A 15,913-nucleotide genomic window follows, 5' to 3' on the forward strand; every position below is an offset into this window, starting at 1 on the left:
TACGGTCACCTCGTCTCCTCTTTACGCTCCTTAGCTCGAAGTTGTCCACATGCTGCATCAATATCATGGCCTTGTTCTCTTCTTGTTGTCACGTTCACACCATGCTTTTTAAGCGTATTTTCAAATAATGTAATTTGTTCTTGTGGTGTACGAACATAATTTCGTTCAGGTACATAATTAACAGGAATTAAATTAATATGACATTTAAGTCCTTTTACAAGTTTTGCAAGTTCTTCTGCATGTTCAACCTGATCATTTTCTCCACCAAATAATCCATATTCAAAGCTTACGCGTCTTCCTGTTTTGTTCACATAGTACTTCACAGCCTCCATTAAATCAGGGAGCTTATAAGCACGGTTGATTGGCATTAATTTTGATCGTAATTCAGTATTTGGCGCATGTAATGAGATTGCAAAATTAATTTGTAGTTTTTCATCTGCGAATTGATAAATCTTTGGTATGATTCCACTAGTAGAAACTGTAATATGTCGTGCACCTATATTAAGTCCTTTATCATGGTTAATGATTTTTAGGAAAGACATCATTTCTTTGTAGTTATCAAATGGTTCACCAATCCCCATAATAACTACATGACTTACACGTTCATCAAATTCATCTAATGCCTGTTGTACTTTTACGACCTGGGCTACGATTTCTCCTGCTTCTAAATTACGTTTTAGTCCACCTAATGTAGAGGCACAAAATGTACATCCAATTCTGCAGCCTACTTGAGTCGTAACACAAACAGAATTCCCATAATCATGCCTCATTAAAACCGTTTCAATTGAATAACCGTCATGTAATTCAAATAAAAATTTAATCGTACCATCTTTAGAAGTTTGTTGTATTAATGTTTTTAGAGTTGTTAGTGTGAAGTTTTCGCTTAACAGTTCACGTAAACCCTTTGATAAATTCGACATATCTTCAAAGCTTGTTGCTCTCTTACTGTAAAGCCACTCAAAGATTTGATTAGCTCTAAATGCTTTCTCTCCTCTTTCTTTAAGCCATTCTTCAAATTCATGTAGTTCTAAAGAATAGATTGAAGGCTTTCCTTCAACTTTGTTGTCATTTTTTTCTGTTGATGCTTTTACTTGATCCAATTTTAACCCTTCTTTCGTAAACTAACGATATAAAAACCATCTGTTCCAAAATAATGTGGAAGTAGTTGAAGTTCTCCATCTTTTACATACGGCTTCACTTTTTCTGGAAGAATTTCACTCATACTGAGGTTGCGTTCAAATTCTGGATGATGATTTAAAAATTCTTTTATAACATCTTGATTCTCTTCTTGGTCAATTGTACACGTACTATAAACTAACACACCATTTGGTTTTAATAAAGGGGCAACAGCTTGTAAAATTTTCTTCTGTAACTCTGCTAGCTTCAAAACGTCCTGTTCTGTTTTAGTATATTTTATATCTGGTTTCCTTTTTATCACGCCAAAACCAGTACATGGGGCATCGACTAAAATACGATCAAAGCTCTCTTTGGCAAACACTTCTCCTGCAAGTCTACTATCAAGAGTTTGAGGAACAATATTTGAAAGGTGTAATCGTTCAGCACTTTGTTTAATGAGATTCACTTTATGCTCATGCAAATCCAATGAATGTACTTTTCCTGTACCATGCATTCTTTCTGCAATGTGTGTTGATTTCCCTCCTGGAGCTGCACATGCATCTAAGATTATTTCATTTTCTTTAGGATCAAGTACTCTAGCAACTAACATGGAAGATTCATCCTGAATTGTCAAAAAACCTTGTCTAAATTCTTCTGTTAATGCTAAATTCCCTTTCACACCCTTAATGGAATCTTCTGAGAGATTACCTTTCTCTACTGTGATCTCTTTTTGAGCGTAGGACTCAATAAGATGTTCAACAGTTCCTTTTGTTCTATTTACTCTAGCAGTTTGTGAAGGAGAAGTTAAATTTTCTTCACACATTTTTTCTGTTTCTTCATAACCATATTGACTGACCCATTTTTCTACAAGCCATTTAGGATGACTGGTTTTAATAGATAATCTTTCAATTGGATCCTTAATTTCTTCAAGATTTTGGATCCCTTCACGTTGGGTAGATCTTAATACTCCGTTAACAAAAGACGATATCCCTTTATGACCTCTTCTTTTAGCGATTTCAACCGCTTCAAAAAAGATAGCTCTTTCCGGAATTCGATCAAGATAATACATTTGATAAATGGACATTCTTAATAAGATCCTCACCCAGGGCTCTATTTTTTTTGCTTTCTTAATAAATGGTGATAAGAAATAATCTAGTGTATCTCTTCTTTGTAGAGTACCATACACTATCTCTGTTAAAAGAGGAATATCTTTTTCCTTCACCTTAAATTTTGTAATCATTGAATTAATCAATAGATTACTGTAAGCTTGATTTTTTTCTACTTGTAATAATATTTCAACTGCTACATCACGGACACTAAGTTGTTTATTCATTGTCATCGCCTAGTTTATCTCCAACTGAAATATTTGTACCTCTTAAATAATCTTCACCAGTCATTTTCTTTTTACCAGATGGCTGAAGCTCTGTAATTTTAATGGCAGTGCTATTACCTGTTGCAACCACAAAGCCGTCTTTGTCAATTCCAATAATCGTTCCTGGTGGGGAATCATTTTGGCTTTCCATTTTCTCACTCCACCATAACTTGATTACTTGCTTATCAAAAGTGGTGAATGCTACAGGCCAAGGGTTTAGCCCTCTTATTTGGTTATAAATCGTTTCTCCGGGCTTTTTCCAATCTACCTTTTCTTGATCACGCTTTATATTAGATGCAAACGTTGCTTTCGAGTCATCTTGCTTTTGAGGTGATAATTTCCCTTCTAACAACGGTGGAATTGTTTCAAGAAGTAGTTTCACCCCTGCTTTACTTAATTTATCATGTAGAGAGCCAACTGTATCTCGTTCTTCTATCTCTACTTCAACCTGTGTAAGAATATCACCCGCATCCAGCTTTTCGGCCATATACATAATTGTAATTCCTGTCTTATCTTTACCTTCCAAGATTGAATAATGAATAGGTGCTCCGCCTCTTAATTCAGGTAATAATGATGCGTGAACATTTATACAGCCAAACTTAGGAGCATCTAACAGTTCCTTAGGTAATATTTGACCAAACGCTGCTGTTACAATCAAATCTGGTTCTAACGCAAGAACATCCTCTAATTCATGCCTAATTTTTTCAGGTTGTAGAACTTTTATCTGATTTTTTTCTGCTTCCACTTTAACTGGAGGAGGAGTTAACGTCTTTTTCCTCCCTTTTGGTCGGTCCGGTTGAGTTACTACCCCAACAATATCGTACCCTTCCTTTATTAAACTTCTTAAGATAGGTACTGAAAAATCCGGCGTCCCCATAAAAACAATTTTCGTCATGTTTGTCACCCTTCCGTACTTCCTAACTCTTCTTCTTTCATATATCTCTCTACTTTTGAAGTAAATAATATTCCTTCTAAATGGTCCATCTCATGTAATATCGCTCTTGCTAAAAATCCATGAGCTTCAATTAGTTTCACTTTTCCCTTTCTGTTATATGTTCGTACCTTAACATACTCAGGACGAGTTACTTCTCCATACAAACCTGGAAAACTTAAACAACCTTCAGGGTCTGTTTGACTTCCCCTATTATCTAAAAGGACAGGGTTAATTAATTCAATCGTACCGTGATGATCATCTATATCAACTATTGCTATTTTTTTTGAAATTCCTATTTGGGGAGCTGCCAATCCTACCCCATCGTATTCAATCATCGTATCATACATATCTGTTATTAATTTTGATAATTTCCGATCAAATACAGTTACCTCTTCACAAGGCGTAATAAGTACATCATTCGGAAACATTACGACTTCCCTTATTGCCAAATTTATTCCTCCACTATTATTTTCCACAAAAAACAAAAGATACAAACGTATCTACATCATTGTATTTGGACTTAGATCAATCGTTATGGTTAAGTCATTTGACGTCATTTCTTGTTGAAAATGTTCTATTATTTTTTTAAACGTATCATGTAAGTTATTTTCCCGTTTGTATTTTACCATGCATTGATATCGATATCTATCTTTGATCCTTGGAATTGGGGATGCAACTGGGCCCAATATTTTGGTCTCCTTCCCTAGATTTCTCCTTAAATTTTGTGAAATCTTTTCTGCAACAGATACTACTTTCGTAATTTCAGGATGAGAGATTGTAATCAAGGAAATGAAATAGTAGGGAGGGTAAGCATGGTGTTTTCTATGCAACATTTCTTGTTTAAAAAATTCATCGTAATCATATTGACCTGCTAACTGGATACTGTAGTGCTCAGGTGTATAAGTTTGAATCACCACTTCTCCTGGTAGTTCATGTCGTCCTGCCCTACCACTCACTTGAGTTAATAGCTGAAATGTTTTTTCAGAAGCACGAAAGTCAGGTAAGTTTAGCATGGTATCCGCGGTCAGTACACCAACCAATGTTACGTCAGGAAAGTCTAATCCTTTTGCAATCATCTGAGTACCTAGTAGAATATCTGCTTCTTTTTTTTCAAACTTCGATAATAGTTTTTCATGTGAGCCTTTTCTACTTGTTGTATCAACATCCATCCTAACAACCCGAGCTTGTGGTAGAACTTTTACAAGCTCCTCTTCAACCTTTTGGGTCCCTGTTCCAAAAAAACGTATATGTTCACTTTCACACTCTGGGCATACCTTTGGCATTCGTTCTTCATGCCCACAATAGTGACATTTTAACTGTTGGCCATAACGATGATAGGTAAGTGAGATATCACAATGAGGACATTGAATAACAAACCCGCAATCTCGACACATAACAAATGATGAATAGCCACGTTTATTTAGAAATAAAACTGTTTGCTCTCCCTTTTCAAGACGATTAGTAAGCTTTTCTAACAAGGAGGTTGAGAACATTGTACGATTTCCGTTTCTTAATTCTTCACGCATGTCTATAATCTCAACAGAAGGCATTGAACGGTTATTTACACGTTCTCTCAAAGTTAACAGTTTGTATACCCCTTTATGTGCACGTGCAAATGACTCTAGTGTAGGTGTTGCACTACCTAATACCACCGGACAATTATGAAGTTGTGCTCGATAAATGGCAACATCTCTAGCATGATACCTTGGATTCTCTTCCTGTTTATAACTAGATTCATGTTCCTCATCTATAATGATCATCCCTAAATTTTCAAAAGGGGCAAAAATGGCTGATCTTGCTCCTACTACAAGCTGTACTTCTTTTCTTTGTATCTTTCTCCATTCATCATATTTCTCACCCTTTGAAAGACCACTATGTAGAACCGCTACTTTTGAACCAAAACGCCCCTTAAAACGATTAACCATTTGAGGTGTTAATGAAATTTCCGGCACAAGGACTATGGCCTCTTTTCCATTTTGTAACACAGCTTCTATTGATTGAAGATATACTTCTGTTTTACCACTCCCTGTTACTCCATACATGAGAAATACCTCATGCTGCTTGTTCACTACAGAAGTTAAAATGGGGTCAATTGCTTTTTGTTGTTCTTCATTTAAAAGAAGAGGTGTTGTTTTTTTAAACGACCGGTCTTGGTATGGGTCTCTATAGGTTTCTTTAATCTCTTCTTTTAAGATCTTTTTTGAAAGTAAAGATTTTACTGATGCATCTGAAATATTTGCTTCGGTCAATAATTGTTGCAGAGGTATATCAGTAATAGACCTATTTTTAAAAAAGGTTAGAACCTCAGCTTGTTTTTTTGCATGTGGGGGAAGCGTTTGAATCACTTGGTCGATATCAGTTTGCGATAAATTAAGCGCAATATGTTTAATCGTTTTTTTATTTGTTTTTTGTTTTACTTGGTATACAAACTCTAACTGTCCCTTTTTTATTAATTTCTGAATCTCAGCTAATGGAATTTGCTCCTCTAGGTCCTTAACATTTACTTGATTCGTTTTATGAAAATAAGGCTGCAATTCTCCAGGAAGGTCTGTGGTGTCATCTGAAATTAATCTAACAGCTTTTTCATATTTGGCCTTCATAGCAGCAGGAAGCATCACTTGAAATGCCGAAATTTTAAAACATAAGGTTTTATTTGTTAACCATTGACCTACTTTTAACAATTCAGGAGTCAAACAGGGCGTTAGATCCAATAATTCTATAATGGGCTTTAGCTTATCAAATTCTGAATGATTCTTTACTTCCGTGACGAACCCCTGTACTTTTCTTGGTCCAAAAGGTACAATGACTCTCATTCCAGGTGACAAAAACTCTTGTAAATCCTCTGGAACCTTATAATCAAAAGCACGATCTGTTTGCATCGAGGAAACATCTACAATGACGCTAGCATACTTCATTTACTTCGCACCCTTTATTAATAAGTGAACCTTCTCTAACAATTTTTTTGCAACGTCTTTTTTAGACATTAGAGGTAATTCAGTTTTATTCAATTCTCGATCAATCATAGTGACAATATTTGTATCTGTTCCAAAGCCAGCACCTTTAGTCGTCACATCATTAGCAACAATAAGATCTAGATTCTTAGCTTCCAGTTTCTTCTTTGCGTATTCTTCTACTGAATTTGTTTCAGCTGCAAAACCAACAAGAATCTGACTTGTTTTTCGTATCCCAAGTTCTTTTAAAATATCAGTTGTTCTTTCCATTTCAATCACAAGTTCTTCATTTTGTTTTTTCACCTTTTGATTGTAGGTTTTGGCTGGACGATAATCTGCCACTGCCGCTGTTTTTATGACAACATTTGAACCCTCATATAAAGATAGAACCTCTTCTAACATATCTTGTGCAGATTCAACAAAAATAGTTTTAACATTCGGTGGTGGCGTTAACATCGTTTGACCAGATACTAATGTAACATTTGCCCCCAAATTTGCTGCTTCCTCTGCTATTGCATAACCCATTTTACCTGAAGAATGATTTGTAAAATAACGAACAGGGTCGACCTTTTCCTTTGTTCCTCCTGCAGTAATAAGAATGTTTACACCTTTTAAAACCTTTTCCTTTGACCTTTCATTAAATGATTTCTCAATTAACTCAACGATTTTATCAGGCTCTTCAAGTCTTCCTTTCCCTACATACCCACATGCTAAAAAACCTTCACTAGGCTCAATAAATTCATAACCAAACTCATGTAATATTGAAAGATTTCGTTTTACAGCTGGATGGTCATACATATGAACATTCATTGCAGGAGCAATCCATACCTTCGCAGTTGTAGCTAGCAATGTTGTCGTAAGCATATTATCTGCAAGACCATTCGCTAGTTTACCAATTACATTTGCTGTGGCAGGCGCCACTAGGACTAAATCAGCCCAATCTGCCAGATCAATATGAGCAATCACTTTGGCATTTTTTTCATCAAATGTATCATAATATACGTCATTTCGGGAAAGTGCTTGAAAAGTCAATGGAGTAACAAACTCCATCGCAGATTTACTCATAATGACCTTTACTTCTGCACCTGCTTGTACAAGTTTACTAGTTAATGCAGCTGCTTTATATGCAGCAATTCCTCCACTTACACAAAGAAGTATTTTTTTTCCGTTCATCATTACGCTAACACCTACCTTCTGATTTTTTCATCAAAAAAGATTTATCTCTTATGTCATACTTAATTGATTTTCCTTCTTTGCTCTACTCATTTAAATTTATCGTAAGACATTTTTTGTTTCCTTACTTCTTGAATATTGCCCCAATAGAAGCTTATTCAAAGGTGAAATGAGAGTAAGTTTATATCATACAAAATTGTACCACTTTAAGGAGAGAAATACCTTTATTTCGTATTTACAAGAAAAGTACAGCTGTCTATTACCTATCTTTTATTCTTTTAGATTGTTGCTATTTGAAAATCCCAAGCACCACTTAGTACAAGGCTTTCTCTCTGTATAAGGAGTGCCACTCTTTTCTTTCCTGCTTCTACCTCAGCTACGTAAACGAGGTAGAAGCAGGAAGATTATGTATTGCAATACGTTTAAATGAACCTCACAAAAGCTAGATCTAGATTCACCTATACCTGAGTGAAGGAAGGATGAAAAAAATAACAACCTAATGACTAGGTTGTTATTTTCTCTTATTTTTCAGCTCTTTGGTAATTTAAAAGACCTTCATTAATTTCTTCTAACGCCTTACCTACAAATTTATGAGATACCGGCTTTGCGATCTGCTCATCATTTATTTCTTGCATTTCTCGTGCACGCTTTGCTGCTACCGTTACAAGTGTATATTTTGAATCTAATTTGTTCATTAGTACATCAATTGATGGATATAACATATTATTCTACCTCCAATATTTTTTTATATCGTGGTGCTACACGTTCACGACGACAATGCTCAGCTGTCACAATTGCTTTAATACGATCACATGCCAATTGCACATCATCATTTTCTACTACGTAGTCGTAAGCATCCATCATGATAATTTCTTCTTTTGCAACTTTCATTCGATTGTTAATAATTTCCTCTGATTCTGTTCCTCGTGTTACAATTCTATTTTTTAACTCACTTAAACTTGGAGGACTTAAGAAAAGAAACAATCCTTCCGGAAAAGCCTTACGTACTTGTAATGCACCTTGTACTTCAATTTCAAGAAAAACATCTTTTCCTTCACTCAAAGTTTTTTCTACATAATCAACAGGGGTTCCATAGTAGTTACCTACGAACTCGGCCCACTCAAGTAGTTTGTTTTCTTCTATTAACTTTTCGAATTCTTCCTTTGATTTAAAGAAGTAATCCACTCCATCAACTTCACCTTCACGAGGCTTACGTGTAGTCATCGAAATGGAGTATTCAAATTTTGTATCTTCCTGAGAAAACAACTCTTTTCTTACCGTACCTTTCCCAACACCTGAAGGTCCCGATAGGACGATTAATAATCCTCTTTCTTTTATCAATGCTTTTATTCCCTACCCTTCATCAGATAGCTCATCCTTAGTGGATAATCTTTGAGCTACCGTCTCCGGCTGAACAGCCGACAAAATTATGTGATCACTATCCATAATAACAACCGCTCTAGTACGACGGCCATATGTAGCGTCAATTAACATACCTCGATCTCTTGCGTCTTGAATAATTCGCTTAATTGGAGCTGATTCAGGACTAACAATTGAGATGATTCGGTTTGCTGATACAATATTACCAAATCCGATATTGATTAGTTTAATGCTCATACATTTGCTCCCCCTAATTAAGACAAAACTATTTTTGCCTTATAAGACCTTTTATAATCAATGTTACGCTAACCTATTCAATATTTTGAACTTGTTCTTTCAATTTTTCAATAATACTTTTTAATTCAACAACATTTTTTGCAATAAGTCCATCATTTGCTTTAGAACCAATCGTATTTGCTTCTCGATTTAGCTCTTGTACGAGAAAATCTAACTTTCGACCTATAGGCTCCTGTTTTTCTAATGTTTCAGTAAATTGAAAGAGATGACTGTGGATTCTAGTTAATTCTTCACTAATATCAGCTTTATCTGCAAAGATAGCCACCTCAGTTACTATTCTATTTTCATCAATTTTTCCAGTTACAAATTCTGATACACGTTTAGTTAATTTCTCTTGGTACCGGGAAACAACAATGGGAGCAATTGTCTCTAAATCATTTGTAATATGCGAAAGGCTTAAAAGACGTGAAGATAAGTCTACTTCTAACCGAGCACCTTCAACTTCTCTCATTTTCACTAACTGACTAACTGCGCTTTCAACAAGAAGTATCATCTCTTGTTCAACATCTATTGTTGGATTCCATGTATCTTGAATCTCGATTCCGTCTTGAAAATGAAGAAGATGTTGCAATGATATATCTTCCTTAATAGAATACTTTTCTTTCAATTGACCTAGTGAAAATACAAATTGATCCATTAAGTCCCAATCAATATGTACCTTTTTATTAGAGGTAAATTCCCCTTCAATATTTACAAATAACTCTACACGCCCTCGGTTGATTTTACTAGTAATTACTTTCTTAATTTGATCTTCAATCATCATGAATTGTTTAGGAATTTTAAGGTGAACATCCAAAAAACGATGGTTTACCGTCTTTATTTCTACAGTTACTATACATGATTGAATTTGTGCACTTGCACGACCGTATCCAGTCATACTTGAAACCACATTCATCACATCGCTTTCTATTCAATACGTAACCACGACATGTAGGTTGTGAAAATTTTCCTCGTTTTATGAAAACAATCTTTTCTACACTAAATTCAGGAAAAGAACTATTTGTCCAGAGGATCGTTTGCATATTTGATTTTCCCCACAGGACAATCTAGGAAAGCAGCCAATGGAAGGAGAAAACAAATCAATATGCATACTTGAAATAGCATGTAAAATGCCTATATGTATGTAATTAAATAAGGAAAGGGGATGACTTATTGGGTCATCCCCTCAATGATTATATCATAGTTTTAGATGTTTTTCTTGTTAAAAGTGACCCTGCAAGTAAAAAAGTTGGAATAGCTGACATACCAAGAATTAAAAGCCAATCTCTCATAAGTATTGGAATTGTATGGAATATCGGCTGTAATGGTGGGAAATAAATAACAATAAGCATTAATAGAATTGACGAAATAACAGCTCCAATTAAATATATATTTTCAAATGGGTTACGATCAAATATTGATTTTTCACTACGACAATCAAAAACATGAATGAGTTGTGCCATAACAAGTGTCGCAAAAGCAATCGTTTGAGCGTATGCCAAATCATCTGGGTTTCGGTAATATACGATCATAAAAGCAGCCAAAGTTGCTAGACCAATTAAAAAACCTCTTGAAATCACTTTCCACCCTAGGCCTCTTGCGAAAACACCCTCTTTAGGATGTCTTGGTTTTCGTTTCATCAGATCTCCTTCAGGCTGATCTAACCCTAATGCCATTGCAGGCAAACCATCCGTTACGAGGTTAACCCAGAGAATTTGAATTGGAACAAGAGGTAGTGGGAGAGCAAGGATCATGGCAAATAACATAACTAAAATTTCGCCTACATTCGAAGCTAAAAGATAACGTATAAATTTTCGAATGTTTTCATAAATATTTCTTCCTTCTTTAATTGCTGATTTAATCGTTGCAAAGTTGTCATCAACTAATACTAGAGCAGATGCTTCTTTTGCAACATCTGTGCCTGTAATTCCCATCGAGATACCAATATCAGCTGCCTTAATAGCAGGTGCATCATTTACACCGTCCCCTGTCATGGCAACGATATGACCTTTATTTTGCAACGCTTTAACAATTTTTAATTTATGTTCTGGAGAAACCCTCGCAAAAACATATACATCATCAACAATAGCCTCTAATTCTTCAACAGATAATGAATTCAGTTCTTTCCCTTCCATAACCTTCCCATTTGAAGGTAATAGATTCAATTGAGTGGCAATTGCCTTTGCGGTTATTACATGGTCCCCAGTAATCATTACTGTTTTTATTCCAGCATCTCGACATTCTTTAACAGCCTGTTTTACTTCTGGACGCGGTGGATCAATCATCCCTTGCAAACCAATAAACACTAAATCACGTTCAGCTTCTAAAGAAGTATGAATCTTTTCTGAAGAATTTAATGGTTTAAAGGCTATCGCGATTGTTCGTAATGCTTGGGAGGCAAGATTTTCAATTGAATCCTTCACCTTACTCGCATAATCACTCGTTAAGTTTTCCTGCCTTTCATTCCACAAAATATTAGTTGATATACCTAGTAATACATCTGGTGCACCTTTGGTCACCACAAAACGATTTCCAGATTTATCTTCAACTACAACACTCATCATTTTTCTAGCTGAATCAAAAGGAAATTCTTCTATTATTTTAAAATTCTTAAGGAGCGAATGCTTTACTAACCCAGCCTTCATAGCTGAAACAAGTAACGCTCCCTCTGTAGGGTCACCATCCAGTTGGAAATGTCCTTCTTTTTCAACAATTTCAGCACTATTACATAATGTTCCAAATGTTAAAATTTGCTGAAGTGTTTTTGAGTGTTTTACTTCGACCTTTTGATCATTTTGAAAGAACTCACCGTGCGGATGATAACCTGTACCTGTTACAGTCCAATCCTTACCTCCAGACCAAACATTTGTCACTGTCATTTTATTTTGAGTCATCGTTCCTGTTTTATCAGAACAGATAACAGATGCACAGCCCAATGTTTCTACAGCAGGAAGCTTACGGACAATTGATTTTTGCTTGATCATTCTTTGTACACCTAAGGATAATGCTACTGTTACAATTGCTGGTAACCCTTCTGGAATGGCAGCAACAGCTAATGATACACCAGCAAGGAACATATTATATAAATCATGACCCTGTATAACTCCGATCGCTACTACAAGAACAGTCAGCAAAAGAGCAACGACAATTAGTATTTTACCTAACTGCTCCAGCCTACGTTGTAAAGGAGTTTCCATTGTTTCTGCATTTTGTAGTAAATCAGCGATTTGTCCCATTGCTGTGTTCATCCCAGTTCCTATTACAACTCCAACTCCTGATCCTCGTGTAACTAACGTCCCCATGAAGACCATGTTTGTTAAGTCCCCTAAACCAACATCTGCTCCAGCTATTGGTTGAGTGGATTTCTGAACAGGAAGGGATTCACCTGTTAACGCTGATTCCTCAACCTCTAAGCTTTTCGTATTAATAAGCCTCATGTCAGCCCCAATACGATCACCACTTGTAAATTTAACAAGATCACCAGGTACTAATTCTTTTGAAAGAATTTTAACCCATTCCCCATTTCTAAGTACCATTACCTGTGGGGCTGAAAGTTCCTTTAAGGCTTCTAATGAGCGTTCTGCACGTCTCTCTTGAAAAAAGCCCAATATACCATTCACAACAACAATGGCGATGATCGCAATGGCATCAATGTATTCTCCTAATAAACCTGAAATTAGCGTGGCCACAAGTAAGACTAACACCATAAAGTCTTTAAACTGACTTAAAAATATGATAATAGCCGAAGGACGCTCAGCCTCTTTTAATTCGTTAAACCCAAATTTTTGCGTGCGTTTCTGAACCTCCTTGCTTGTTAGGCCATTTTCGGCATCTGTATTGATTGAATTCATCACTTCATCTGATCGCATCTCATGCCATTTCATGAATTCTTTAAACACCCCTTAATCACGTGTAATTTTAAGACATCTTTTGGACTACCCTACCCTATAGACAACTTATTCAGCCTCGTCCAAAAACATGCTATAATCAAGAAGAAAACTTAATGGAACAAGAAATCATTACAAGCGTGTATAAACAAGAAGGAGTTTTATGAATGTCATTTGACGGTTTATTTACATATACAATTACAAATGAAATAAGAGAAGTACTTCAAAATGGTAAAATTGCTAAAATTCATCAACCTTATAAGTATGATTTGATTTTTCACGTAAGATCAGGTGGGAAGAATTATAAACTTTTTATCTCTGCACATCCTAGCTACGCAAGAATCCATCTAACAAATGAAAGTTATGAAAACCCTAGTGAACCACCAATGTTTTGCATGCTCTTAAGAAAGCATCTCGAAGGTGGGGTAATTGAACATATTGAACAGCTAGAAACTGAAAGAATAATCATGATTGATGTAAGAAGCAGAAATGAACTAGGAGACGTAACAACAAAGAGAATCATGATTGAAATAATGGGGAGACATAGCAATATCATTCTACTTGATAAAGAACGAATGGTTATTTTAGATAGTATTAAGCACTTATCACCAGCTGTGAATCGTCATCGGACTGTAATGCCTGGACAACCCTATGTTCTACCCCCTAGTCAAGGAAAGACAAATCCTCTATTAGCAGATGAGGAAACAATTCTGAAGAAATTAGATTTTAACGCAGGGAAGATTGACCAACAAATTGTTCAACAATTCTCAGGGGTCTCTCCCCTTTTCGCTAAAGAAGTTGCGTATAGAGCTGGATTAACAAATAGGACAACGATTCCAGCGTCCTTTACAGGAATGATCCAAAATCTGAAAGATAAACAAATAGAACCTACCATTTATTATAGTAATAATAAAGAGTTATTCTACATGTTATCTTTAACGCATATGGGTAGCAGTGATCACAAACAGTTTTCTACTCTTTCTGAACTACTCGATCGTTATTATTATGGCAAATCTGAACGAGATAGAGTGAAGCAACAAGGAAATGATTTAGAGAAATTCATCCTAAACGAGCTTAAGAAAAACGAGAAAAAAATCCAAAAGCTCGAAAGCACTTTAGACCAAGCTGAAAAAGCAAATGAATATCAGCTTTTTGGAGAATTATTAACCGCTAACTTATACTCGATTAAAAGAGGCGACAAGTATGCAGAAGTGATTAATTATTACGATGAAGAAAATAACACTGTCCGAATTCCATTAAACACACAAAAAACACCTTCTGAAAATGCACAGAAGTACTTTTCAAAATACCAGAAGGCAAAAAATTCAGTTGAAGTTATTCGTGAGCAAATTAAACTTGCAGAAAGTGAGATTGTGTATTTTGACGCATTGGCTCAACAAATGGAATCAGCTTCTCCAAAGGACATTGAGGAAATACGTGAAGAATTGATGGAAGGAGGCTATATTAAACAAAGACAATCTCGCTCTAAGAAAAAGAAGACGATAAAACCCTCACTTGAGAGCTATATCGCTAGTGATGGGACAGAAATCATCGTTGGTAAAAATAATAAACAGAACGACTTCCTAACAAATAAGGTTGCTGCCCGTGACGAAATATGGCTTCATACGAAGGACATCCCAGGTTCACATGTCGTTATTCGTTCAAAGAGCCCTAGTGAAGAGACTATTTTAGAAGCTGCTAATATTGCCGCTTATTTTAGCAAAGCTAAAAATTCTAGCTCCGTTCCTGTAGACTTTACAGCAATTAGACATGTAAAAAAACCAAGCGGCTCAAAGCCTGGATTTGTAATTTATGACAACCAACAAACAGTGTATGTTACACCAAATCAAGATTTAGTTTTCAAGCTACGTAAAAGCTAGAAGCTACGCCTTGTTAACCCACAAAAACTAGGCTGCTGAATGTCGAATCACTTATCCACAATCGATGCATTTTATCGTTTCCAAAAGTAAAAGTAAAGTGTGGACATAAGTGTTCTTAGTTAATGAGAAACCCGAACGATCAGGTGATATTTCAATGGAAATCTCCCATATCGTTCGGGTTTTATTCTTTGTCACTACATGTATTGTTTTTGCATACGATTGATAATCGCTAGTGTAATGGAGCAGCGGAATGGAACGAACTTGTTCTTCCACCACAACATATTAATAAGGAACAACGTGTCAAACGAAAATCGTTCGTCTTTTAAAAAATTGATTGAGTTTTGACCCAAGATCTATCCAATTAACCTTCTTATTTTACTCTGTTTCAATCCAAAACCGCTTAACAACATTTCCATTTTCCTCAATATGATCCCAATCCTCCCTCCCACCATTATTAATAATTGTTTTATATGAGCCTATGTTTATTTCATCGCAAACAACAAGGACGCTTTCAATTCCAAGCTCACGTGCTTTTCGTAGAGAGAGGGCTAATAATTGTGTTGCGTAACCCTTTTTTCTTTCAGAAGGACGGATTCCATAGCCAATATGACCACCACTCGTTAGTAAGAAATCGGTAAGAGAGTGTCTAATGTTAACACCCCCTAGTACTCTATCCTCCCCATTTATAAGCCAAAATGTTGAGTCAGCAACCCAGCCTTTAGGAAGATTTATTCCTTTTTCATGATTTTGAATGGACTCCAACATCTCTTGGAAATAAGTTGGATCTTTTTGTATTACCCAAGGGATCATTTCTTCTCCACTTTCAATCCACTCATAATAGAATGATAGATACTCTTCTCGTAAATGAAAAGATGGTTTTATTAGTTTAATTGTCATCTCGTTCACTCTTTCCCTATTTTTAGAAATTTTCCCTATTTTATCAT

General features: G+C 35.7%; 13 protein-coding genes. 1 reads left to right on the forward strand and 12 read right to left on the reverse strand.

The window, feature by feature from the left end:
* Positions 1-5: 5 nt before the first annotated feature.
* From rlmN to A9C19_RS11615, 11 genes are all read right to left on the reverse strand, one after another.
* Positions 6-1,100 (reverse strand): dual-specificity RNA methyltransferase RlmN, encoded by a 1,095-nt coding sequence (gene rlmN, locus A9C19_RS11565; protein ID WP_072580093.1) that lies wholly within the window; start codon positions 1,098-1,100, stop codon positions 6-8.
* Between the two features lie 2 nt (positions 1,101-1,102).
* Entirely contained in the window at positions 1,103-2,449 is a 1,347-nt protein-coding gene (rsmB, locus tag A9C19_RS11570) for a 16S rRNA (cytosine(967)-C(5))-methyltransferase RsmB (protein ID WP_072581852.1), read from the reverse strand.
* Positions 2,442-3,383 carry a methionyl-tRNA formyltransferase gene (fmt, locus tag A9C19_RS11575; protein WP_072581853.1) on the reverse strand — a complete coding sequence of 314 codons (942 nt, stop codon included), beginning with the start codon at positions 3,381-3,383 and terminating at the stop codon, positions 2,442-2,444. The genes rsmB and fmt overlap by 8 nt, the downstream gene beginning before the upstream one ends.
* A gap of 5 nt (positions 3,384-3,388) precedes the next feature.
* Positions 3,389-3,871, reverse strand: coding sequence for a peptide deformylase (def, locus tag A9C19_RS11580; RefSeq protein WP_072580094.1), 483 nt, complete (start codon positions 3,869-3,871; stop codon positions 3,389-3,391).
* Between the two features lie 51 nt (positions 3,872-3,922).
* A complete protein-coding gene (priA, locus tag A9C19_RS11585; protein ID WP_072580095.1) occupies positions 3,923-6,337 on the reverse strand; it encodes a primosomal protein N' in 2,415 nt (804 codons plus the stop codon).
* On the reverse strand, positions 6,338-7,549 hold the full coding sequence (gene coaBC / locus A9C19_RS11590; RefSeq protein ID WP_072580096.1) for a bifunctional phosphopantothenoylcysteine decarboxylase/phosphopantothenate--cysteine ligase CoaBC: 1,212 nt from the start codon (positions 7,547-7,549) through the stop codon (positions 6,338-6,340). It lies immediately after the preceding gene.
* Between the two features lie 518 nt (positions 7,550-8,067).
* Positions 8,068-8,268 (reverse strand): DNA-directed RNA polymerase subunit omega, encoded by a 201-nt coding sequence (gene rpoZ, locus A9C19_RS11595; protein WP_072580097.1) that lies wholly within the window; start codon positions 8,266-8,268, stop codon positions 8,068-8,070.
* Between the two features lies 1 nt (position 8,269).
* A complete protein-coding gene (gene gmk / locus A9C19_RS11600) occupies positions 8,270-8,884 on the reverse strand; it encodes a guanylate kinase (protein WP_072581854.1) in 615 nt (204 codons plus the stop codon).
* 15 nt (positions 8,885-8,899) lie between these two features.
* Complete coding sequence (gene remA, locus A9C19_RS11605) at positions 8,900-9,163, reverse strand: extracellular matrix/biofilm regulator RemA (RefSeq protein ID WP_072580098.1); 264 nt, start codon at positions 9,161-9,163, stop codon at positions 8,900-8,902.
* A 73-nt stretch (positions 9,164-9,236) separates the two neighbouring features.
* Complete coding sequence (locus tag A9C19_RS11610; RefSeq protein WP_233499165.1) at positions 9,237-10,118, reverse strand: YicC/YloC family endoribonuclease; 882 nt, start codon at positions 10,116-10,118, stop codon at positions 9,237-9,239.
* Positions 10,119-10,395: 277 nt separating this feature from the next.
* On the reverse strand, positions 10,396-13,086 hold the full coding sequence (locus A9C19_RS11615) for a calcium-translocating P-type ATPase, SERCA-type (RefSeq protein WP_072580099.1): 2,691 nt from the start codon (positions 13,084-13,086) through the stop codon (positions 10,396-10,398).
* Positions 13,087-13,256: 170 nt separating this feature from the next.
* Between A9C19_RS11615 and A9C19_RS11620 the strand changes: the two genes are divergently transcribed.
* Entirely contained in the window at positions 13,257-14,969 is a 1,713-nt protein-coding gene (locus A9C19_RS11620) for an Rqc2 family fibronectin-binding protein (RefSeq protein WP_072580100.1), read from the forward strand.
* A gap of 375 nt (positions 14,970-15,344) precedes the next feature.
* Here A9C19_RS11620 and A9C19_RS11625 read toward each other — a convergent pair whose 3' ends face one another.
* A complete protein-coding gene (locus A9C19_RS11625) occupies positions 15,345-15,866 on the reverse strand; it encodes a GNAT family N-acetyltransferase (protein ID WP_072581856.1) in 522 nt (173 codons plus the stop codon).
* Positions 15,867-15,913 lie beyond the last annotated feature (47 nt).

Origin of the sequence: Bacillus weihaiensis, assembly GCF_001889165.1 — a bacterium.
Classification (GTDB): Bacteria; Bacillota; Bacilli; order Bacillales; family Bacillaceae; genus Metabacillus; species Metabacillus weihaiensis.

Coding starts and splice junctions, on each gene's coding strand:
- coaBC (WP_072580096.1), bottom strand. CDS start 7,549: ATGATGAACGGAAAAAAAATACTTCTTTGTGTAAGTGGAGGAATTGCT.
- priA (WP_072580095.1), bottom strand. CDS start 6,337: ATGAAGTATGCTAGCGTCATTGTAGATGTTTCCTCGATGCAAACAGAT.
- A9C19_RS11620 (WP_072580100.1), top strand. CDS start 13,257: ATGTCATTTGACGGTTTATTTACATATACAATTACAAATGAAATAAGA.
- rpoZ (WP_072580097.1), bottom strand. CDS start 8,268: ATGTTATATCCATCAATTGATGTACTAATGAACAAATTAGATTCAAAA.
- A9C19_RS11625 (WP_072581856.1), bottom strand. CDS start 15,866: ATGACAATTAAACTAATAAAACCATCTTTTCATTTACGAGAAGAGTAT.
- A9C19_RS11610 (WP_233499165.1), bottom strand. CDS start 10,118: ATGAATGTGGTTTCAAGTATGACTGGATACGGTCGTGCAAGTGCACAA.
- A9C19_RS11615 (WP_072580099.1), bottom strand. CDS start 13,086: ATGAAATGGCATGAGATGCGATCAGATGAAGTGATGAATTCAATCAAT.
- rsmB (WP_072581852.1), bottom strand. CDS start 2,449: ATGAATAAACAACTTAGTGTCCGTGATGTAGCAGTTGAAATATTATTA.
- remA (WP_072580098.1), bottom strand. CDS start 9,163: ATGAGCATTAAACTAATCAATATCGGATTTGGTAATATTGTATCAGCA.
- fmt (WP_072581853.1), bottom strand. CDS start 3,383: ATGACGAAAATTGTTTTTATGGGGACGCCGGATTTTTCAGTACCTATC.